The following is a 22,984-nucleotide window of genomic DNA, read 5'->3' as shown; positions in this document are numbered from 1 at the left end:
GATAGAATGAATTATCTGATTACATCGCTTTGTAGCGCTCTTCTTTTTACAATCCTATTAACCATAGGATAGCTTAATACGGAAAATAAAATAATAGCTGTCCCAATGTAGAAACCTAGGCTCATTTTCTCTTCCTCTCCAAAAATAAGAAAAGCTAGTATAATTCCATAGATGGGTTCTAAGTTCACTGTAAGATTTACAACAAAAGCGCTTAATACTTTTTGAACTTTCACTGACATAGAAAAAGCTAGAACAGTACAGATTCCAGCTAAAATTATTAGGTAAAACCAATCCCATTCAATTGGAATAAAATTCAAGATCTCTGTGTCAAAATAAAGTAAATATATAGGAATCAAGAGAACTGAACCAATAAAAGCACCCATCATTTCATAAAAAGTAATTACATAATGATTGTGCCTATGGGTAAGTTTGCCATTTAGAACTGTGAAAACACTAGCTAACATAGCAGCAAGAATTGCCATTATCAAACCTTCAATATATTGGAATTCTACACTAAAAATAATGTATAAGCCAATCACTACCATTACGCCCAATGCTAGCTCATAAATTTTTACTTTTCTACTGCTCATTAGTGGCTCAATCAAGCTAGTCCAAAACGAACAAGTTGCAATACCAACTAAACACACAGAAGCGGTAGATACCCTGGCAGCAGCAAAAAACAGAATCCAATGAAGTCCAATGATGAGACCTACTCCAACAATTTTAAAAAATTCCTTAAATCCCACTTTGAAACTAAGCTTCCAGACATAAAGCAAGAATAGTAGTATAATAGTGGCAAAAAGAGTACGATAAAAAACTACAGCAACTGCTGAAATATTGATTAAAAGACCTAAAATAGCTGTAAGTCCCCATATTAAGACAATAAAATGCAATTGCACATAATTTTTCAACTCACTTGTCATCGGGGCACAAATTTATACAATATTAAACCAACTATACTAAAGGTTATATTCGGAAGCCAAACCGCCAATATAGGATTCATAGTAGAGTTTTCAGCTATGGCCTTACTCAAAATAAAGAAAATGATAAAAATAAAAGCAATCACGAAGCCTAGTGCTATTTGGAACCCAGTTCCACCTCTTTTCTTTTTGGAAGATAGTATGACTCCTATAAATGTCAAAATAATAGCTGCAAAAGGAGCCATAAATCTTATATATCTTTCAATTAGGTAAATTTTAACATTATCTGCCCCTCGTTCTTTTAATAAACTGATATAATCATTCAGCTCCGTCAAAGTAAGTGTTTCTTGTAATCCATAAGTATTGCCAAAATCTTTTGGCGTGATGTTCAATACGGTGTCCAGTTCCTTTCCTTCTGAATAGGTCTCAGTCAATCCATCGAATTTTCTCAAAGTCCAATCTTTAACTTTCCAATTGCTTTGGGCAGAATCCCATTCAATTCTTCTAGCACTTAATTTTTCTTTAAGATTTTTATCCTCAATTAGTTCCAGAGTAAATCTATACCCAACATCTCGCTGATTATTATAGCTTTCCATATAAGCATAAGTTTCTGGGGCAATCTTCAAATGGATGTCTCTTTCGGTAAAATAAAAGGGTTTTTTAATGTAGGCTGTTTCAAAAGCAATTCTGGTTTTATTGGCATCAGGAATTACATATGCATTTAAATAAAAGCTTGAAAGGGCTACTAATCCCGCGCCAATCATATAAGGTACTAACAACCTTCTAAAGCTCATTCCACTAGCCAACATCGCAACAATCTCCGTATGGCCCGCCATTTTAGAGGTCACAAAAACAGCTGCTATAAAAATGGTAATAGGGGTAATTAAATTCCCGATCCACGGAATAAAGGCTCCATAATATGGTAAAACATCAATTAAACCCAGATTATGCTCCATGAAGTCATCATTCTTCTCCGTATAATCGATTACTGTGACTATGGCTAGAATAATAAGTACCACAAAAACAAAGGTGGATAAGAACTTTTTAAGTATGTATTTATCTAATATTTTCATAATGATGTTACAATCGAGTCATCAGTTTTTTGACCATTTTCTCTTTCCACTCATAAAATGTGCCAGATGTAATTTGCTCTCTTGCTTGTTCAACCAACCAAAGGTAAAAAGTTAAATTATGAATACTGGCAATTTGTGCACCAAGAATTTCCTTTGAATGTATGAGGTGCCTTAAATATGCTTTAGTATAAAATGTGTCAACATAAGATCCCAACGCTGGATCAATGGGAGAAAAATCATCTTCCCACTTTTTGTTCCTAATATTAATTATCCCTTCAGTTGTAAATAACATTCCATTTCGAGCATTTCTGGTTGGCATTACACAATCGAACATGTCTACTCCTAGGGCAATACATTCCAAAATATTTGCTGGTGTACCCACTCCCATCAAATAACGAGGCTTATCTTGAGGCAGGATATCACAGACCAACTCGGTCATTTCATACATATCTTCAGCGGGCTCTCCAACGGATAATCCGCCTATAGCATTCCCCTCCCTACCTTTAGATGCTATTTCTTCGGCTGATCTTTTTCTTAAGTCCTTATAAGTACTACCCTGAACTATAGGAAATAGGGATTGATCATAGCCATAATGACCTTCGGTTTTATCAAATTGCTTAATACATCTATCCAACCATCTATGAGTCATATCCATGGATTTTCTTGCATATTCATAGTCACATGGATATGGTGTACATTCATCAAAAGCCATGATGATGTCTGCGCCAATTTTTCTCTGAATATCCATCACACCTTCAGGACTAAAAATATGAGAAGAACCATCAATATGGGATTTGAAAGTCACTCCTTCCTCCTTAATCTTTCGAGTTCCAGATAGACTGTAGACTTGGTAACCACCACTATCGGTTAAAATTGGCTTATCCCATCCATTGAATTTGTGAAGTCCGCCTGCTTTCTGTAGAACCTCCAAACCAGGACGTAGATACAGATGATAGGTATTCCCTAATATGATTTGAGCTTGAATATCCTCTTTTAATTCCCTCTGATGGACGGCTTTTACCGAGCCAGCAGTACCAACAGGCATGAAAATAGGAGTTTTAATATTGCCGTGAGCAGTGGTGAGTTCACCAGCACGAGCATTAGAGTTTTGATCTTTGTTTGAAATCGTAAATTGCATAAGAATGCAAAAATATAGCTTCTTAAGAATTTATAGTTTTTATTTTCCAATATCTTTGTCAAAAAGCCGAATCAATTTTAAAGTATGGATCAAATCCACCTTATAAGCCTCATATTTATTTTCATATTTTTAATTCAAGCTTATTTCTATTTTAAGTATTTTTTCCCATTTGCTTTTAAGAAAAATAAAACTTCACTTGGCAATCAAAATAAAGAGGCTGTCTCAGTTATAATTTGTGCTCATAACGAACTGAAAAATCTCAAGCAAAATTTACACCTCTTTTTAAATCAAGAATATGAAGGTTATGAAGTAGTTGTTATTAATGATCGCTCTAATGATGGAAGTAAAGAGTGGTTAGGGAAACAGGAAAAATTTAATCCACATTTGAAAACAATTCATATATCAAAAACACAAGATGATTATAATCCTAAGAAATATGCTTTAACAAAAGGAATAGCAGCCGCTAAAAATGATATTATACTATTAAGCGATGCAGATTGCCAGCCAGTTTCTTCTCGTTGGGTTGACAGAATGTCACAATCTTTTAACAAATCGATATCGATTGTTTTGGGTGTTTCTCTCTACAAAAAAGAAAAAGGTTTTCTGAATCAATTCATTCGATTTGAAACTGTACAGACTGCTCTGCTTTATCTATCATTTGCATTCAAAAAAGAAGCTTACATGGGAGTAGGTAGAAATCTTGCCTATAGAAAATCTTTTTTCGTAGCTAATGGAGGATTTAAAGATTTGAGTTCAATTATGGGCGGAGATGATGATCTTTGGGTTAACAGACACGCTAAGAAAGAAAATACTGCTATCTGTACGCATCATGAAAGTTTAACATTCTCTATTCCCAAAAGAAAATGGAGTTCATTTTTTATTCAGAAGAAGAGACATCTATCGGTAGGAAAATATTATAAATTCAAGGATAAAATTAAGTTGGGACTTTTCCATTCCTCTCAAAGTTTGTTGTGGATTTTATTTATATTAGGCTTAATGTTGGGAAGTCCGACTGATTGTTTAATTTTAAGTTTCTTTATCTTAATGCATATAGTAGGACAATATGTCGTGTTTTATAAGCTTAGCATTAATTTTGGGATAAAATTTACGCATTATAAATTACCCGTTTTAGAAATCCTCTTTATATTTTATTATTGGATTTGGGGGTTTTATGCTTCACTAACAAAGCATCTTAAATGGAAATAAATAAAAATAGAAATTTTTCAGAGAAGGCATTAAAGGATTTTAGACTTATAGATCAGGCAGTAATAGCTAAAGATCAAATGGCTTATGCTGAGTTGATGAAAAGATATAAAAAGCCTGTTTATCATATGGTGTTGAAAATGGTAAGAAATGTGGATGATGCAGAGGATCTAACCATAGAGGCCTTTTCAAAAGCTTTTAAAAGTCTTCATAGGTTTAAAAAGGACTATACATTCAGTACTTGGCTTTTTAGAATTGCCACCAATAATGCCATTGATTTTATTCGTAAAAAGAAGCTAAGAACTATCAGCATCCATTCTTCTTATAAAGACGATAATGGTGATGCCGTTGAAATTGATGTGGAAGATAAAGGTAATTTAACTCCTCAAGATAGAGCCATTAAAGATCAAAGAATTGAATTAATGCGCATGTTTGTTGATAAATTACCTGCTAAATATCAGCGCTTAGTGAAATTAAGATATTTCCAAGAATTATCTTATGAAGAAATTGCTACTGAATTGGAAGCTCCTTTAGGCACCATCAAAGCACAATTACACCGATCTAGAGAACTGATGCGTGAATTGATCACAGGAAAAGAAACGCAATTCTAATATGGACAGTAGCGCTATAGTGGAAAAGTATTTTCCTCAGCTGAGTGCCCAGCAAAAGGCACAATTTCAAGAATTAGGCAATTTGTATGCCGAATGGAATGAAAAAATAAATGTCATTTCAAGAAAAGACATTGAAAACATCTATGAAAAACATATCCTTCATGCATTAGCCATTGCTAAATTCCAAAATCTCTCAGGAAAGAAAATACTGGATGTTGGTACTGGTGGCGGTTTCCCTGGAATTCCATTGGCAATATTATTTCCTGATGCGCAATTTACATTAGTCGATTCCATAGGTAAAAAAATTAAAGTAGTGAAAGCTGTAGCGGAAAGCTTAGGATTGGAAAATGTTGAAGCATACCACCAAAGAGCTGAGAAAACAAAAGGTAAGTTTGATTTTGTAGTAAGCAGGGCTGTTACCCGTATGAAAAGCTTTTTGCATTGGATTAATCAAAAGATCCAAGCGGATAATCCTGAAGATAGTAGCGGAGTAATTGCTTTAAAAGGTGGTGATTTGGAAGATGAAATGGCTGAAATTAAAAGAATGTATCAGGAAGTTTCCATATCAGAATACTTTTCTGAAGCTTTTTTTGATACAAAAAAAATCATTTTCATACCATTCTAAAGTTAACTAAATGAAAGTTTTAAAGTGGATAGTAATTGTATTAATCATTCTTGGGTTAATAGGGTTAGTAGGATATTTTATAATAGACGAAGATTTACCTCAAGGTAAGAAGGGCACGAAAGCTGAACAGCTTGCAGATAAATTGCTTGAAGCAGTAAATGATTCTGCCTGGAAGGAAATAGCAGTTGTAAAATGGAATCTTGGAGGTGGACGCAATCTAGTTTGGGATAAAGAAAGACACTGGGCAAAAGTTTCATGGGATAATTATGATGTCTTCATCAAATTAGATTCAAAATCAGGTGCTGCTTTTGCAAAAGGAAAACAAGTAGAAAGGGATGAAGTTCTTAACAAACTGCTGAATGATGCTTATGAAATATGGGCAAATGATTCCTTTTGGTTAAATCCAATAACTAAAATTAGAGATGCAGGAACAGAAAGAAGATTTGTGCAGATTGGTGCTGAAAACCTGGAAGGACTTCTTATCACATACAAAAGCGGTGGAGTTACCCCAGGCGATTCATACTTGTGGCAGATTGATAAAAAAACAGGAATGCCAGAATCTGTGAAAATGTGGGTACAAATTATTCCTGTTGGAGGAGTTGAATTTAGCTGGGAAAACTGGCATACAACATCGGGAGGTGCTAAAATTGCGCAAAAACACGAAGGCCTTTTTACCATTGAAGTTTCAGAATTAAAAACTTGGGCTTACTTATCGGAATATCCCGAAAAGGATGAATTTAAAATATTAGAAAATATGAATTGATAAAATACATTATCACAATCTAAATTTATTTCATCACTAATCTTCTAATAGTGAAAGCATTCCAAAAAAGGAGTAGAAAATTTAACATTAATATCCTAAATAGATGAAGATTTTAAAATGCTTATACTACCTTTGTATCCCATAAGTATAGCAGGCATTTCAAAAGAAACTTATGGCATCTCAAAAAAATACTAAATTCATCTTTGTTACTGGTGGTGTAACCTCTTCCTTAGGAAAAGGAATAATAGCAGCTTCTTTGGCAAAACTATTGCAAGCGCGTGGTTTCTCGGTTACAATCCAAAAATTGGATCCCTACATTAATGTTGATCCCGGAACCCTTAATCCTTATGAACACGGAGAATGTTTTGTGACGGAAGATGGTGCAGAAACAGATTTGGATTTAGGACATTATGAAAGATTTCTGAACATCAATACATCTCAGGAAAACAATGTTACTACAGGTAGAATTTATTACAATGTAATTACAAAAGAACGAGAAGGTGCCTATTTAGGTAAAACAGTCCAAGTAATTCCTCATATCACCGATGAAATCAAACGAAATATTTACGCTGTTGCCGATAAGAATGAATATGACATTGTCATAACAGAAATTGGAGGTTGTGTTGGTGATATTGAATCACTTCCTTTTATTGAAGCCGTTAGACAAGTAAAATGGGATGTTGGCACTAACAATTTCCTTGTCATCAATTTGACTCTTATCCCCTATCTCAGAGCTGCTGGTGAATTAAAAACAAAGCCCACTCAACATGCTGTCAAGCAATTATTGGAGTCTGGTATTCAGCCTGATATATTGGTTTGCAGAACTGAACACAAATTACCTCAAGAAATTAGAAAGAAACTTGCCCTTTTCTGTAATGTGAACATCAATTCTGTAATAGAAGCCATGGATGCAGATTCTATTTATGATGTACCACTATTGATGAGAAAAGAAAAGCTGGATGAAAGGGTTTTAGCTAAGTTAAAGCTTTCTCATAAAGTAGAGCCTGAACTTACGCAATGGAAGAACTTCTTAGGAAAGTTAAAGAACCCGATTTCAGATATCAACATTGCTTTAGTCGGCAAATACATTGAGTTACCTGATGCCTATAAATCCATAACAGAAGCGTTCATTCACGCTGGAGCTGAAAATGAAACCAAGGTAAACGTAAAATGGATTCATTCTGAAGAGGTAAATGCTGAAAATGTAAAGTCATTGCTAGATAATGTACATGGAGTATTGGTTGCACCTGGTTTTGGAGAAAGAGGGATTGAAGGGAAAATAGAAACCATTAAGTATTGCCGTGAAGAAAAATTACCTTTCTTTGGAATTTGTTTAGGAATGCAATGTGCAGTGGTTGAATTCGCAAGGAATGTCTTAGGATTAAAAGATGCTTCATCAACAGAGATGGAAGTTAAAACAAAGAATCCAATTATTGATTTAATGGAGGAACAAAAAAGCATTACCCAAAAAGGCGGTACAATGCGCTTGGGATCATATGCTTGTGACCTCAAAAAGAATACAAAATCTTACCAAGCATACGGAAAAACAAAAATTAATGAGCGTCATAGGCATAGATACGAATTTAATAACAGATATTTGCAAGATATTGAAGCTGCTGGCATGAAAGCTACAGGAATTAATCCGAAAACAGGATTAGTTGAAATAGTAGAAATCCCTGAGCATCCTTGGTTTGTGGGTACTCAATTTCACCCAGAGCTAAAGAGTACTGTTTTAAATCCACATCCTTTGTTTGTGCGATTTGTAAAAGCAAGTTTAGAACATAAAATATTATCAGAATCGAATTAATTACAATTTAGATGGACAAAAATCAAGCGACAGGACTTATCCTGATTTCTATTTTAATGATTGCTTATTTCTGGTTTTTTGCGGATGCACCGCAGCAACCTGAAAACATTGAAAGTAATCAGGTAGAACAAAACGACCAACAACAAAAGGAAACCACAGCATCCAACACTAATCAAGCTGCAGCTGTAATTGAAAGCGACTCTAGCCTAAATCGATCGCTAGTCAATCAATTTGGAGCTTTTGCAGGTGTTGCTAAAGGAGAATCTCAAATTTCTACCTTCAACACTGAAACTATAGCCATTCAATTTAATTCGAAAGGTGGAAAAGTAAAAAGTGTGGAATTAAAAGACTTCAAAACTTTTGATGGACAACCGCTTATCATCACTAATGAAGAAGATGAGGAAAAGGAGCTTTTATTTAATACAGCAGCAGGTGAAGTCAATTTGTATGATTTATATTTCGAAATGCAAGGTTCTCCTAAACGAAACCTTTCTAATGGAGACACTATTCAAATTAAGTTTGTTGCTCAAGTTGCTCCCAATAAAAGTATAGAACAAATTTATACCTTATCAGGAAATCAATATCAAGTAGGTTATTCGTTGGCTTTCAATGGCTTCACTAATGAAATTCTAGGTGACCAGTTGACGCTTCGTTGGAATAAAAAAATGCGGAAGTTCGAAAAGGATCTCGAACAAAGTAGAACCAAAGTTACGATGAACTACTATTCTACCGAGGAAGGAATGGATGGTTTAAGTGAACGTTCTGACGATGACAGTGAAGAAGTAGCAGAACCCGTGAAATGGTTCTCATTTAAGCAAAACTTCTTTATGGAAGCCTTAATTACGGATATTCCTATGAAAAGAGCTGAGTTTGCTACTGACATTGAGGACTTATCTGATGAATATGTAAAAAGAGGTAAAGCCAAAGTTGAAATTCCTTTATCTGAAGTAAGTAATAGAGCTGGTGAATTCAAATATTACTTTGGCCCCAACAATTACAAGACACTTCAAAAAGTTGCTCCTGATTTTGAGGAAAATGTTTACTTAGGGTGGTTCCCAATTAGCTTGGTAAATAAATATGTGATTATCAATGTATTTTACATATTGGAGAAATACATCAGCAGTTATGGCTGGATCATCATCATTCTGGTATTATTAATAAAATTAGCACTCTCCCCTCTGTCATATAAGTCTTATGTATCGATGGCTAAAACCAAAGTTTTAAAGCCACAATTGGACGAAATTAAGGAAAAGCATGGTGGGGATATGCAAAAAGCGCAGGCAGATCAGATGGATCTCTATCGTAAAGTAGGTGTAAACCCGCTCTCCGGTTGTATACCATTGCTGCTTCAAATGCCGATTCTATTTGCCATGTTCTACTTCTTCCCAAGTTCAATTGAGCTACGGCAAGAATCATTTCTTTGGGCAACTGATTTATCCACTTATGATAGTGTATTAAGCTTACCATTTGAAATTCCATTTTATGGTGATCACGTGAGTTTGTTTACGATCTTAATGACCTTGTCTACTTTATTGATTACTTGGTCACAAGGTCAAGTAAGTTCGGTTCAAGGACCGATGAAAAACATTCAATATTTCATGCCCGTGATTTTCATGTTTGTATTGAATAGTTTCCCAGCAGCCTTGAGTTTCTATTATTTGATTGCCAACTTAATTACCTTCGGTCAGCAAACTTTAATCAGAAGAATGATTGATGAAGATAAAATCAAACAAATATTAGAAGAGAATAAGAAGAAAAATGTAAACAAAAAGACTTCTAAATTTCAGCAACGATTGCAGGAAGCAATGAAAGCAAGTGAGGAAGCAAAAAAGGAAAAAGATAAAAATAAAAAGAAGAAAAAATAACACTTCTTTCAACGTAAATATTAATCTAAAGGTGAGTCAGCAACGACTCACCTTTTTTTATCGCCTATTTTTAAGAAATTTTTGTAATCTTATTAAACAGCAATTTCAACACTGAAAGTTGGGGGGATTCTAGTTTGTAACCATGATGTTTTGAATTTTTGATAAAAAATACAGCTTTATAGGTATTGTTTTATAATTTAATTATTCAAAATATTGTTAATTGAAACAATAACGTCATGATCTACCTATTCAGAACAATTTTATGAAGCTTTTCTATACTTTTATTCTTTTGTTTGTCGCTCTCAGTTTACCACTCCATTCGCAGCCAGAAACGATAGAATTTCGGCATATGGATAAAGCTACTGGACTAGATCAACCCTTCCCCTTCCATATAATACAGGATCAAAAAGGTTTTATATGGATAGCTGGGCAAAACGGACTGTGGCGTTATAGTGGAAGCCAATTCAAGCACTTTTATCACATATCAAACGACAGTAATTCCCTTGCCTATGATTTTATTTGGCGAATTTTAGAAGATAAAGAAGGGAATATTTGGGCTGGAACCTATGGCGGAGGTCTTTCAAAATACGATCCAGTAAAAAATTTATTCACTAATTATAGATATGATAAAGATGATCCTAAGTCCATAAGCAACGACCAAGTCAGAGGTTTGGAAGAAGATGGAAATGGTAATATATGGGTTGGTACCAATAAAGGATTAGTCCGGCTCGATGTCAAAACAGGGGAATTTGAGAGGTTTTCCTTAGCTGATGGCCTTTCAAGCATGGTTATTCGTGATCTCAAGCTGTCTGAAGATGAAAAAAAGCTCTTTGTTGCTACTGCAGGTGGGCTCAATATTCTTGACTTATCCACTAATACTTTCAAGGTGATCGATACTAGTTTACCTGAAGGCTACAGGCTAAACTACAATTATGTATATGACATATTTGAACTCAAAAGAAATGAAATAATGATTGCCACCGGGAGAGGCCTCCATATCATGAATTTAAAAAATGACAAAGTAAAATTGATTCCATCGAATGTTGAGAATAAAGGACCAAGTAGTACAGTCATTTTCAGTATAAAACCAGACCCTTTAGATACCAATAGATTGTGGTTGGCAACCATGAATGGCATTAATAGCTACAATATCAAAGAAAAGCGATTTAGCAAAATTAATGCGGTTCAAAAGAACACAGACGATATTGGTGGTCGCAACATATACAATGTTTTTAAAGATAGAAATGGAGGGCTATGGGCAGGAGTAAATAATGCTGGTATATATTATAGTCATCCTTCATTTAACAAGTTTAGAACGGAGAATTTTCTAGACGAAGGAATTGAAAAATACTTAAATCGATACACAAGCTTCATTCGACATAACGAAGAGGAAATCCTTATTACCACTTATTCAGGCTTGGTAGTTTGGAATCATAAAACCAATAAAAGACAGCTTTATAAAATTCCTGATCCTGAAAATCTAGATATCAATCGTCTTAGTAGCATTACACGCACAGGAAATGGTCAATATCTGATTTCGGTTTGGGGTAAGTTTGCGTATTTATGGGATCATCAGAAAAGGAAACTAAGTACCCTGCAAGACAACTCTAAGTTTAGCAATATAACCTTTAATTTAATTGCTTTTGGGGACAGCAAAGGTCGTGTATGGTTGGGTAATCGTGATAAAGGATTATTCCAATACTATCCAGCAACTAATCAAATCCAGCAATTCCCAGTAAGCGACCTCAGCAAACTGGAAAATAGTGGAGATGAACACGTGAAATACATATTTGAAGACAGCAAAGAAAGGCTATGGGTTGGAACAGCAGGGGGATTACATGTCCTAAATGAGAAAACTAACAACTTCACGAAATATGCTCCAAGTGAGAAGAAAAATACTTTGAGCAATGGTAATATTAATCATATCTCGGAAAGTCAAAACGGTGGATTATGGATTAGTACTGAACTAGGGTTATGCTATTTTGATTTTGAAAATGAAGAATTCAAAAGATATTTTAAAGAAGATGGTCTACCTTCAAACGTAATCAGCAGTGCTTTAGAAGATGATAATGGTGATTTATGGGTAGCTACGGCTTCTGGTTTAGCCAGAATTCAACAAAATGGAAAAATATCAAATTTTGACCAAAGTGATGGATTACTTGACGAGTATTTTGTCTTCGGATCGGCTTACAAAGATGATTCTCTGGGATTAATTTTTGGCACATCAACTGAACTTGTCATTGTCAATTCTGATCAAATTGTTTTCAATTCCGCCACACCACAAATTCAACTAGAGAAGTTGATAATTAATAATGAAGTAGCCAGCCCACAAAACAGGCCAGACGTCTTGAAAAAAGGGTTTGCAAGGACCGACTACATAAAACTAAAGCAATCAGACTATTTAGTTAGCATAACCTTCGATGCCCTAAATCTAATAAATGGTCATAAAAATGAATATTCAGTGTTTTTAGAAGGCTGGGATAAAGATTGGAGAGCGCCAACCAAAGATCGTTCGGTAAGTTTTAGTAAACTGACGCCAGGAAATTACAAACTACATATTAAAGCAAGTAATGATGAAAAAGTTTGGTCCAAAGCACAGGTCGGCTTAAATATTGAAGTAATGCCTTTTTGGTATGAGTCTCTCCTATTTAGGTCATTACTAAGTATAAGCATCATCTCTTTAGTTGGTCTAATCATATACGGAAGATTCAATACCATTAAAAAGAATAATAAGTTGTTAGAGAAAAAAGTTAAAGATCGAACTGGTGAAGTCCTAGCGCAGAAAGAAGAAATTGAAAGTCAAAACGAAGTGTTACAATCTAGAAACAACCGAATTGAACTTTTATTAAGAGAGTTAAATCACAGAATAAAAAACAATCTACAGCTGATCTCAAGTATATTGAACCTGCATAGCCGGAGCACTCAAAACCAAGACGCAAAAATGGCACTAACCGAAGGCAAATTGAGAATGCAAGCACTCTCTCTATTGCATCAGAAACTCTATATGACAGAGAAATATACTGAGGTAAATTGCAAGGATTATATAAGAGAGTTGGTGGACTACCTGTCTATTGCGTTTAAAAGTAATTATTCCGATGTAGATTTCAAGTTAGACACAGATGACTTCAAATTAAATTTGGATCAAGCTGTGCCTTTAGGATTAATTCTAAATGAACTAGTGACTAATTCCTTAAAACACAGTGGAAAAGATAAATTAGTAATAGACTTGAAAGCCAAAAAGCAGGATGGAAAAATCTCTATCTCTTTACAGGATAATGGTAAAGGGATCAGTATGGAGCAATTTGAAAAAAGCAGTTCATTTGGCATCAGCATGATTAAATCTCTAGTAGAGCAAATAAATGGCGAATTAAGTGTAGGATGCAAAAATGGGCCACATTTCAAGCTAGAGTTTGTAAGCAAAGAAACAGATTAGTTCAATGGAAGAATATAAAAACATATTGATAATTGAAGACGAATTATTAATAGCTCAGGACCTCTCCTATTTATTGGAAGATTTAGGATTTAATTGTATTGGCATTGCAAAAAATTACGAACGAGCAATGTTCCTATTTAATACAAATGATGTGCATCTCATTCTCTGTGACATCAATATTGAAGGCGATAAAGATGGTATTGAAACGGTATTTGAATTAAATAAAATCAAAAAGACGCCTGTCATCTATCTGTCTGCTTATTCGGATCACGAACTCATAAAAAGAATATCAGATTCTTCTACATACGGTTATTTGGTAAAACCCTACAATGAAAGAAGCTTAGAGGTTGCAATTAATGTGGCCATTAACAAATTTTACGAATATGATTTCAAAGAAATAAATACAGATTTTTTATCTAATTTTACATCTAGAGAAATTGAGATTATCAAACTATTGGCTGCAGGTAAATCAAGTTCTGAAATAGCAGAAATACTATTCATCAGTCCGCAAACTGTATCAAAACACAGGAGTAATATTCTAAAAAAATCAGGATGTAAGAGTTCAACCGAACTAATACATCAATATTATCAGTAAATTGACTTACTTATAAAACACTGAATATCAATAACTTTACTTAAACACAAGTAAAGAAATACTTGAATAGTACCATTCTTAAAAATATTTCTTTAACTTATTGCATGAAATGTTGTCATTAATCAGGTCCATATGAGATTATACACTCACCCAAAATTAAGGATTACTGTTGAAGAGATCAATAATATTCCCTATATAAAGGAAGTATGGAGAGGAATACTGAACCCGGTCGTTTTCAGGGAATTAATAAATGTTTCTTTAGACATTTATGCAAAAGAAATTAAAAAGCATAAAATTACCGGTCAGGATAAATTCCTCTTATTTGCTGATGTTACTGAATTGGAGATGATCAGACAAGAAGAAATAACATGGCTTGACACTGAAATTAATCCTCAATATGAGAAGCTAGGATTCACCCATCAGGCAGTATTGTCTCCGATCACTTTAATAGCTGCAAATAAAGTGGATGAATACAATACCGATGATGAGAAGGCACCTTTTGTAACCAAAGTATTTAGAGATCATAAAAAGGCTTTAAAATGGTTTTTGGATGATGCTATCAAATAAGTCAAGACTATTCTAAAACAATCGATTCATCTTTAGGGTATTTTACATCATAAAAAAACATCCTGTTTTCAGTTTTATTACTTTCTATCTCCATATCCCATCTTAACTCGCCTGTTTTTTCATTGTAGTTAGCTTTAGATAATTTTTCTACTGATACTTCTATGTCATCTCTAAGTGAAACTGGAACTTGATCATATAAAGTTAAGTCTACTTTTTGAGATTTAGTGTTCCTCACTTCAATATCAAACCCTAATTTCTTATTTCTATTGAAGCCTATAAAACTACTTTCATTATAATCATCAATCTTATTTCGCTCTATTACAATGCTTTTATCATTTCCCAACGAAATCTTTAAAGTATCAATAGTCGCATTAGCATTTAAAATGGATGTACCTACAAATGATCCTTCAAAGAACAATTTTGCCTCACCCTCCATCAAATTATATTGATCCCAATTTGCAATTCCAGCAACCAAATAGGCATTTTTATCCAATTTAGGGATTGCAACATATCGATAATCTGCTTCCATTTCATATTTTTTTAAATCAATATAGGTCGGAGGACTCCCTGATTTAATGGTGTATGGCTCATCCACTTCAAATTCTACATTGGTTTGTCTTTTGATGGTGCTAGCGGTCATTCTTTTTGCTGATTGATCAGCATTTATTGAACTTGCACCTCTTATTTTTACTTTGTTGCTAGACCTACTTCTCTCTGAAGCATAACCTGTTACAACAACCTCAGACAATTGCTGAACATCCGAACTCAAACTAACATTCAAGACTGAAGAATTTACATTTACTGTTTTTGTCTTCATTCCGATATAACTAAACCTAAGTTGATTTGATCCTTTAGGCATTGTTATCGAATAGTTTCCTTGAATATCAGTATTGGTTCCAATAGAAGTTCCAGTAACAAGCACATTAACTCCTGGTATTCCTTCGCCCGTTTCTGCATCCATTACAGTCCCCTTTACTGAATTATTGCTGACTCTTAAATTAGATAAAATATTATCTTGAAAATTGGTATATCGAGCATAATCTAAAAACCAGGTTTCTAATTCTGGTGCTTGTTTATTTTGATTTGGCTCACCATTAGAAAATCTTAATTTCACATTATTCCAATCTTCTCCTGTTTGCTGGAAAATCTCCGCTTGATATTCTAAATTAATAGGTTTAGTAATATCAATTACATTTAATCTGTATTTAGGAAACCAACCTGCTCCATTCACAAAATAGCTAATTTCAAATGATGAATTGGCAGTATCAAGCGCTTCTAGCTTAATTAATATATTACTCTTTTTTTCGTTTTTATTTCCTTTTGTTATTATTAATTGGCTGTTTAAACTGCTTAATCTTGATTTTAAATTCTTTATTTCAAGATTAATTTCGGATTGCTCAGTTTTAATAGCAGTTAATTCTTTCTCATAAAGACTTAACATTTGAAGCAATTGATTGGAAGTCACATTTTCACTTCCAAGATTTTTATTGGCTGAAATAAGAATCTCCTTCTCATTTAAAACCTCAATTCTATTAGTTTTTCTTCTAAGTTCTGATTCTACATTCTCAATAATTGACTGGATGCTGTCAACTCTTTTTGTATTTTTTTCTTTTTCCAAATAATCAAATTGATGCTGAACTGACAGAATTTTTATATCACCAGTTCCTTTAACATTTATGCTGTTTGGATCTAAGAGTGCTGAAAGAGATTTTAAAACAACAGTATGTTCTCCTTTCCTCAAATTAATTTCTCCAGCCCTAAAAATTTGAGCTCCCTGTAGATAAACTGTAACTTCTTTCGTCTCTGTTTTTAAAATTTTTTCACTGTCTCCAGTTTGAGCATAGATTGGATTAGAAACTAAAATAAATATAAAAAGTAAAAGAGAAGGTTTCATAGTATGTTCATTAATAAATGGTAGAAATAAAATTAAAGGGAGCTTATTCAAACAATTTTACATCCTCTATTAACTCAGGTGTAACTTTGAAGAATTCTTCATGAATATTAAAGGCAGGCTCACCATTTCTTTCCAGCTCTTTATAAAAGCTCTCCTCATTCATTTCATAAGAGTTTACATTATCCCATAAATTATATCTTAGGATATTCATGACTTGCCTTTTCAAAGTTTCATCTACTATTAAGAATAAAGACTCCAATCTTCTCTCAAATGAACGAACCATCATGTCTGCACTTCCTCCGTATACTTTTGGCTCACCATTATTATGGAAATAGTAAATTCTTGAATGCTCCAAATAATTTCCGACAATAGACCGAACCGAAATATTTTCGCTCAAGCCTTTTCTACCTGGTCTTAAACAACAAATTCCCCTAACGATCAACTTAATCCTTACCCCTGCTTGAGAGGCTGCATATAATTCTTCAATAGTTTCTTTATCTTCCAAAGAATTGATTTTGATGCAAATACCAGAAGGTAAACCTGCTTTGGCATTTTCAGCTTCTTGCTGTATCAAATGAATTAAGCGGGTTCGCATATCTTTAGGAGCTGTGATTAATCGCTCATATTCATGTGGTAAACTATGACCAGTAATTACGTTAAAGAACTCGGAAATATCTTGAGCATAAATTTCATCAGTAGTCATCAGTCCAATGTCTGTATATAACCTCGCAGTTTCTTCATTATAATTACCACTGGCCATATGTAAATAGCGCGTCACTTTTTCTTTTTCCTTGCGAACAATCATCAGTAGCTTGGTATGTGTTTTATAACGACTTATACCATATATCACAAAGCAACCTGCTTTTTGCAGTCTTTTCGCTTCTCTTATGTTGTTCTCTTCATCAAAGCGAGCTTTCACTTCAAAAAGCACAGAAACATGAATTCCATTCTCTGCTGCTTTCAATAAAGCATTTGTAATTCTTGAGTCTTCTGCCAAGCGATAGATTGTTAGCTTAATGGACAAGACTTTCGGATCTTCCGCTGCCTTTTCGAGCATATCAATTACTGGTTCAATATTATTGTATGGATGATGCAATAATATATCTCTGTCCTTCAATATCTCAAAAATATTATCAGAATCAGATTTATGCTCTGGAAATGCTAAAGGTGGAACCGGATCAGGTGTTGTAGGTATTTTATCTTTAAACTCTGTATGTTTAATGATCTGCCACAAGGCACTATAATCCACCAAATCTCCTTTCTTGAATTTGAAGATATTGTCTTTGTCTATTTCCCATCGGTCGCAAAGGATTTTCATCATCCATTTGTCATAATCCTTATCGATTTCAATACGCACAACCCTACCCGTTTTTCGAGTTTTGAGTTTTTTACGCATTTCTTCAAGGAAATTCGCCTCAATGTCATCACTCTCCTCTAGCGTAAAATCTCCATTTCTTGTGATCCTAAATAAATTGACTGATAAAATCTCTATATTTCTAAATAACTTCTCAATGTTCGCTTTAACTATCTCTTCAATAGGAATAAACAGCATTTTATCATCACGCTCTACCTCATAAAATCGTTGGATATTCTGTGGAATCTGAATAAATGAAAGCTTTTTATTATCCTTCTTCTCCCCAAAAGACCGGGTAACTACTGAAAAAATAAGTAATTTGTTCATTAGTATTGGGAAAGTATGATAATTATCATAAACCATAGGAGTGAGCATAGGAAATATGATTTTATCAAAAAAACTATTCGCCTTTTTAAGCTCGCTTGCAGTCAAATCACTCAACTCAGCAATTTTAAAATTATTCTCTTCAAAAAGAGGCTCTAGTTCATCCTCGAACAACTGGTTTTGTGCTTTTACGAAATTCTGGCATTCTGTTAATAATTTCTTCCTGAATGGTAATTCTCTTAATCCAGAATAATCAATTCTCTCTCGTCCATAATCAATATAATTATAGAGTGAACCTACACGGATCATGAAAAACTCGTCTAAATTAGAAGCTGTAATAGCTAAAAATTTAAGCCTATCAAATATGTTCCGATCGGGCTTACGCGCCAAATCCAATACTCTATAATTGAATTGCAACCAGCTTAAATCTCGGCTGACTAAATTACTTTTATTAATTAATGATGTTATTCTATCTATTGCCATGGATAATGATTCAATTTCTAAATTTAAAAAGCTTTTGGCTTATTTGTTCGATAAAGAAGAAAATTTTAGTTTGGAGTTAGAACTTAACCTTAAACAACAAATAAACGAAAATGCGCCTAATTGTAAGCTTAATTTCCATTAATCTATTGTTAATCTGCCAAACTCAGGCACAAAAGAAAACGAAAATTAAGTTTTCAACAAATGAATGGCAAAATGAAGCGCTGATTTTACAAAAAATCGGGCAACATTTCACTCCTAAATACTATTCGTTTAAAGAAATCCAGTCTTAAAATGAAGGATATGTATTTGAATTGGAAGAAAGCTGACTTCAATACTTTAAAAATTTCTGATCGAAGCCCTGATAATTATTTGCAAATGAGATTAAACTGGTCTCTGACAATTAGGATGTAAACTCAGAAGATCAATATAACTGTCTATAATAAAAAGATTAATTTTATAATGTATTAAATCTATAATTAGTTTTTATGAATGACTTTATCAGGCTATTAATAATTTCAAGTATATGTTTTATTGGTTCAATTAATTTAAATGCACAATCCAATTTTATAGATGGGTTTTACATTAACAAGCAAGGAGACACTACTTATACAAAAGTTCGTTATTATTCTGGCATCAATTCATATCGAATTTGTGAAACACTTTCAGAAGATGGAAATATCATTACTTATTTACCAAAAGATGTTAAAGGTTACGGGTATAAAAATGATGCATCATTTTCTTCAAATGTGATTGATAGCGTGTTTCTTCAAAATGTAATTAAAGGGACTATATCTTTATATGAAAAACAGAATACTTACTATATAAGCACAAAAGACACAGTCTATCAAATTAAAAATTCTTCAAAGTTGGTAGACAGAAATGGAAAGACTTATATCACCAACCAAGATATCTGGAAAGGACGACTATATTATTTAGCAAAAAATGATGTAGAGCTCAAAGAGTTAATCGATCAGCTCTATTTTAGAAAGAAAGATTTGAAAAAATTTGTAATTCAGCTAAATATAAAAAATCAGACTAACTATACCGACTTAGACATTCAGAACAACTTAGACAAAGTTAATTGGGGCTTGAGAATTGGTCAGCAATTCAATAGACTGACAAAAAATAGTGGCGGTTATTATCCGGACATCAATGACCTATATAACAGTCAAAGTCAAACAATAAGTCTCTTCGCAACATTTAATGTGCCAGAATTTTCTAAATCACTGAGCTTCAACACCGAATTATTGCTTAGCCAAATTAGGTATAGTGGATCGAGAATAGATTCCAATTCAAGTCCTGTTAATGAATATGAGACAAATTTCCACTATATCCAGATAAGTACACCTATTTATCTCTCCTATCGATTAAATCAAAATAGTTTATTCTTAAGTATACTTGCTGGTGCCAATACTCAATTTAATATTAATGACGAGTACAGTACTAAAAGAACAACAATAATAGGGCAATATGAACAAGAATCGGTAGAACAGCCATTTATTCCTTACAATTTTCAACCTGGAATTCTCCTAGGTTTATCAATTGGATTAGAGTTAAAAGAAATAGAAATTGGAATTGACACACGTTATATTCGTTTTTCTAAACTAAATAAGGAATTGAACTTATTTGTAAATCAACAACATATTAACGCAGGGTTCTATATTAAATTCTAATGGCAGGATCATTCGCTCGTTTAAAACATAGAACCATTAATAGTTTTATTCTTCATATAGTTGACTACCAGAAGTATTTCAATATAGGATTAACTTAGCTGGCTTATACATTCCTGAAAAGCACCATTTCGATTCAGATAATCAAGATGACATTTAAAAAAACGGAAATCATATTACAGTTTTTTTGCTGCCCACCTTTAAGTAATTTCAAACAGTAGAAATTAAACTAATTAGCTCAAAGGAAAAACATTTGAATAAAAAAAATCTACATTTCATTTTGATACATCGTAATTTGATGTATATTTGTATTATGTATTCAAAAGAACTATTAAAAGGCACGCTGGGAGTTATCATTTTAAAACTCTTAGAAGAAAACGGTAAAATGTATGGCTATGAAATCTGCCAAAAGGTAAAGGATATTTCGGATGGCAAAATTTTAATTAAAGATGGCAGCCTGTACCCTACTCTCCATAAATTATTGAAAGATGGAATATTGACCACTGAAGAAGTAAAAATTGGTAAAAGAATACGGAAATACTACACCCTAACTCCTAAAGGACAAGGAGAAAAGAAGGTGGTAGTAAAAGAATTAGAAGATTTCATAGAGACGTTGAATAAAATTGTATTTACGGATAACAAAACTTCTCCTGCGCTATGATTACGGATGAGCAATTTTCATTTATCAGCCAAAAAATCAAAAACAGTGGGATTTCTCAAAAGGAAGTTCAGGACGACCTGATTGATCATTTTTGCTGTTTAGTAGAAATTGAAATGCAGAGAGGAAATACATTTGAAGAAGCCTATACTTACGCTTATCAACAAACTACCCCCAATGGATTTGAGGAAATACAACTTGAAACTTTCTTTTTATTAAACCATAAAAAAATAATACTCATGAAACAGTTCACTTACATTTCGGGCTATCTATTTGCCCTATCGACCACAGCGGGTGCATTTTTTAAAATTATGCATTTCCCTGGTGCAAACATTATGTTGTTTTCAGGATTAATGGGACTCTCCTTTATTTTCTTGCCCCTATTGCTATTTAATAAGTTCAAGGATAAAGTTTTCAACCTGATGTCTGAAAAGTTAAAATGGATCTTTGGAACACTAAGTCTAATGCTACTCTTAGTAGGCAGCAGTTTCAAAGTGCTTCATTTACCTGGGGCTATGATACTTTTAGGAATTGGAATGTTCATTTTCGGCATTTTGTTCTTACCATTTCTATTTTTTAGAATGTTCAAATCAAGTCAAGAACAAGCTGTCAGTTAATGAAAAAAATTGCACATATATCAGCCTGGATATTCGGCTTCATATTTATGACAGGAATGTTCTTTTCATCTTTGAAGCTACCCTTCGCCAACATTTTAATTTACTTAGGGGAAACTGTCTCTGGGCTGATATGTTTGCCATTGATTTTTTTCTTCAAATGGCAAGAACGTGAACTTACTGAAAACAGATTGCTATTTCAATGGATTTTTGGTCAATCAGCTGTGGCAATATTTGTAATCTCTAGCTGGCTGAGATTTGGTTATTCTTTCTATGCAAACCTCACACTAGGCATATTCTTTTCCATGCTCGCTTTTGCATTCCTTCCTCTCTTATTTTTTAATATGTACAGACAATCATTAGAGGAAATTTAAACTTTAGAGCATTGAAAAATATATTTTATTTAATTCTAGTTATTTCTGCTGTCATTAGTAGCTGCAGCAAAAAAGTTGAAAATTATGATGCTAGAGTCGCATTTGGTAATTTCAACGGGAAAAATGTGCTTTTAAAGCCTGTGGACTATATGAAGACCCCAGTGTCTAAAAAAATTGAACACCATCCTGAATTATTCACTCATTTGAATGATATAGAGATATTATCCATGGCTTATAATAGTGACAGCTTGATGATATCCGGCTTCGTGGTTCAACCTAAGAAGCCTGGGAAGTATCCGGTTATTGTATTTAATAGAGGAGGTCATCAAGAATTGGGGAGACTAGTAGTGGCAACTGCAGTAGAGGTAATGGGTCCATTTGCGGCAGAAGGATTTGTGGTAGTAGCTTCAAATTATAGAGGAAATAGTGGAAGTGAAGGCAAAGAAGAATTTGGCGGGAGCGATGTTAGAGACAATATCAATCTGATTTCTCATTTGCATGAAATTGGGAAGGCAGACACAAATAATATTAATTTATTGGGAATTAGCAGAGGTGGCATGATGAATTATTTGACCCTAAAGAATTACACGGGTGATAAAATTAAAGCTTCAGCAGCTATAGGTGGTGTTTCTGATCTAGAGATCACTCTACAACATCACCCTGAGATGGAAGGGGTTTACCAAGAGTTAATCCCTGACTATAATGAAAAGCCAAAAAAAGTACTTCAGGCAAGATCTGCTAATTATTGGGTAAATGAATTGCCAGATATTCCGTACTTAATTTTGCACAGCAACACTGACGACCATGTTCATTATTCACAGGCACTCATTTTAGCTGATAGTTTAAAGTACTATGATAGAAAGGTTAATATGCAAATTTTTGAAAACGATAGCCACGGATTAACAAATAACAGAGAAATAGTTTTAGAGAAGATAATAGAGTTTTTCAAGGAAGTTTCTCCAGCGCCAGAATTTTGAAAGAATTCAACAGTACAAAAGTCATATATCTATAAA

Annotated in this window: 19 protein-coding genes; 14 read left to right on the top strand and 5 right to left on the bottom strand. The window is 33.6% G+C overall.

Annotation, left to right across the window (positions count from 1 at the left end; translation table 11 throughout):
• Window positions 1-11 precede the first annotated feature (11 nt).
• The 3 genes from FTRAC_RS01580 to tgt are packed head-to-tail and all read right to left on the bottom strand — an operon-like array spanning window position 12 to window position 3,131.
• Window positions 12-923, bottom strand: coding sequence for a DMT family transporter (locus FTRAC_RS01580; protein ID WP_013452474.1), 912 nt, complete (start codon window positions 921-923; stop codon window positions 12-14).
• Window positions 920-1,993 (bottom strand): LptF/LptG family permease, encoded by a 1,074-nt coding sequence (locus FTRAC_RS01575; RefSeq protein WP_013452473.1) that lies wholly within the window; start codon window positions 1,991-1,993, stop codon window positions 920-922. Before FTRAC_RS01575 ends, FTRAC_RS01580 begins: the two co-directional genes overlap by 4 nt.
• A 7-nt stretch (window positions 1,994-2,000) precedes the next feature.
• Entirely contained in the window at window positions 2,001-3,131 is a 1,131-nt protein-coding gene (gene tgt, locus FTRAC_RS01570) for a tRNA guanosine(34) transglycosylase Tgt (protein WP_013452472.1), read from the bottom strand.
• A gap of 84 nt (window positions 3,132-3,215) precedes the next feature.
• Here tgt and FTRAC_RS01565 point away from each other — a divergent pair, with 84 nt between their 5' ends.
• The 9 genes from FTRAC_RS01565 (at window position 3,216) to FTRAC_RS01525 (ending at window position 14,600) form a co-directional block, all read left to right on the top strand.
• A complete protein-coding gene (locus tag FTRAC_RS01565) occupies window positions 3,216-4,337 on the top strand; it encodes a glycosyltransferase (RefSeq protein ID WP_013452471.1) in 1,122 nt (373 codons plus the stop codon).
• Window positions 4,328-4,945 (top strand): RNA polymerase sigma factor, encoded by a 618-nt coding sequence (locus FTRAC_RS01560; protein WP_013452470.1) that lies wholly within the window; start codon window positions 4,328-4,330, stop codon window positions 4,943-4,945. Before FTRAC_RS01565 ends, FTRAC_RS01560 begins: the two co-directional genes overlap by 10 nt.
• A 1-nt stretch (window position 4,946) precedes the next feature.
• A complete protein-coding gene (rsmG, locus tag FTRAC_RS01555) occupies window positions 4,947-5,570 on the top strand; it encodes a 16S rRNA (guanine(527)-N(7))-methyltransferase RsmG (RefSeq protein ID WP_013452469.1) in 624 nt (207 codons plus the stop codon).
• A gap of 10 nt (window positions 5,571-5,580) precedes the next feature.
• Window positions 5,581-6,333, top strand: a complete 753-nt coding sequence (locus FTRAC_RS01550) for a hypothetical protein (protein WP_013452468.1) — start codon at window positions 5,581-5,583, stop codon at window positions 6,331-6,333.
• Between the two features lie 172 nt (window positions 6,334-6,505).
• The gene (locus FTRAC_RS01545; RefSeq protein WP_013452467.1) at window positions 6,506-8,140 is read left to right on the top strand and encodes a CTP synthase; all 1,635 of its coding nucleotides are present in this window, start codon (window positions 6,506-6,508) and stop codon (window positions 8,138-8,140) included.
• A gap of 11 nt (window positions 8,141-8,151) precedes the next feature.
• Window positions 8,152-10,005, top strand: a complete 1,854-nt coding sequence (gene yidC, locus FTRAC_RS01540) for a membrane protein insertase YidC (RefSeq protein ID WP_013452466.1) — start codon at window positions 8,152-8,154, stop codon at window positions 10,003-10,005.
• A 349-nt stretch (window positions 10,006-10,354) separates the two neighbouring features.
• The gene (locus FTRAC_RS01535) at window positions 10,355-13,438 is read left to right on the top strand and encodes a two-component regulator propeller domain-containing protein (RefSeq protein WP_013452465.1); all 3,084 of its coding nucleotides are present in this window, start codon (window positions 10,355-10,357) and stop codon (window positions 13,436-13,438) included.
• A gap of 4 nt (window positions 13,439-13,442) precedes the next feature.
• On the top strand, window positions 13,443-14,033 hold the full coding sequence (locus FTRAC_RS01530) for a response regulator transcription factor (protein ID WP_013452464.1): 591 nt from the start codon (window positions 13,443-13,445) through the stop codon (window positions 14,031-14,033).
• A 132-nt stretch (window positions 14,034-14,165) separates the two neighbouring features.
• A complete protein-coding gene (locus FTRAC_RS01525; RefSeq protein ID WP_013452463.1) occupies window positions 14,166-14,600 on the top strand; it encodes a hypothetical protein in 435 nt (144 codons plus the stop codon).
• A 7-nt stretch (window positions 14,601-14,607) separates the two neighbouring features.
• Here FTRAC_RS01525 and FTRAC_RS01520 read toward each other — a convergent pair whose 3' ends face one another.
• Together FTRAC_RS01520 and ppk1 are read right to left on the bottom strand one after the other, a co-directional pair.
• On the bottom strand, window positions 14,608-16,494 hold the full coding sequence (locus tag FTRAC_RS01520; RefSeq protein ID WP_013452462.1) for a mucoidy inhibitor MuiA family protein: 1,887 nt from the start codon (window positions 16,492-16,494) through the stop codon (window positions 14,608-14,610).
• Window positions 16,495-16,537: 43 nt separating this feature from the next.
• On the bottom strand, window positions 16,538-18,655 hold the full coding sequence (gene ppk1 / locus FTRAC_RS01515; RefSeq protein WP_013452461.1) for a polyphosphate kinase 1: 2,118 nt from the start codon (window positions 18,653-18,655) through the stop codon (window positions 16,538-16,540).
• Between the two features lie 485 nt (window positions 18,656-19,140).
• Between ppk1 and FTRAC_RS01510 the strand changes: the two genes are divergently transcribed.
• The 5 genes from FTRAC_RS01510 to FTRAC_RS01490 all read left to right on the top strand — a co-directional run bounded on the left by FTRAC_RS01510 (window position 19,141) and on the right by FTRAC_RS01490 (window position 22,948).
• Window positions 19,141-20,328 carry an outer membrane beta-barrel protein gene (locus FTRAC_RS01510; RefSeq protein WP_013452459.1) on the top strand — a complete coding sequence of 396 codons (1,188 nt, stop codon included), beginning with the start codon at window positions 19,141-19,143 and terminating at the stop codon, window positions 20,326-20,328.
• 310 nt (window positions 20,329-20,638) lie between these two features.
• Window positions 20,639-20,986 carry a PadR family transcriptional regulator gene (locus FTRAC_RS01505; RefSeq protein WP_041649396.1) on the top strand — a complete coding sequence of 116 codons (348 nt, stop codon included), beginning with the start codon at window positions 20,639-20,641 and terminating at the stop codon, window positions 20,984-20,986.
• Window positions 20,983-21,600, top strand: coding sequence for a GldL-related protein (locus FTRAC_RS01500; protein ID WP_013452457.1), 618 nt, complete (start codon window positions 20,983-20,985; stop codon window positions 21,598-21,600). The genes FTRAC_RS01505 and FTRAC_RS01500 overlap by 4 nt, the downstream gene beginning before the upstream one ends.
• A complete protein-coding gene (locus tag FTRAC_RS19745) occupies window positions 21,600-21,971 on the top strand; it encodes a hypothetical protein (protein WP_013452456.1) in 372 nt (123 codons plus the stop codon). The genes FTRAC_RS01500 and FTRAC_RS19745 overlap by 1 nt, the downstream gene beginning before the upstream one ends.
• Before the next feature lie 11 nt (window positions 21,972-21,982).
• Window positions 21,983-22,948 carry an alpha/beta hydrolase family protein gene (locus tag FTRAC_RS01490; RefSeq protein WP_013452455.1) on the top strand — a complete coding sequence of 322 codons (966 nt, stop codon included), beginning with the start codon at window positions 21,983-21,985 and terminating at the stop codon, window positions 22,946-22,948.
• The last annotated feature ends 36 nt before the right edge of the window (window positions 22,949-22,984 follow it).

The organism is Marivirga tractuosa DSM 4126, assembly GCF_000183425.1.
GTDB lineage: Bacteria > Bacteroidota > Bacteroidia > Cytophagales > Cyclobacteriaceae > Marivirga > Marivirga tractuosa.
Note: the sequence above shows the minus strand (reverse complement) of the source record. Positions and strands in the feature narration are given on the sequence as shown.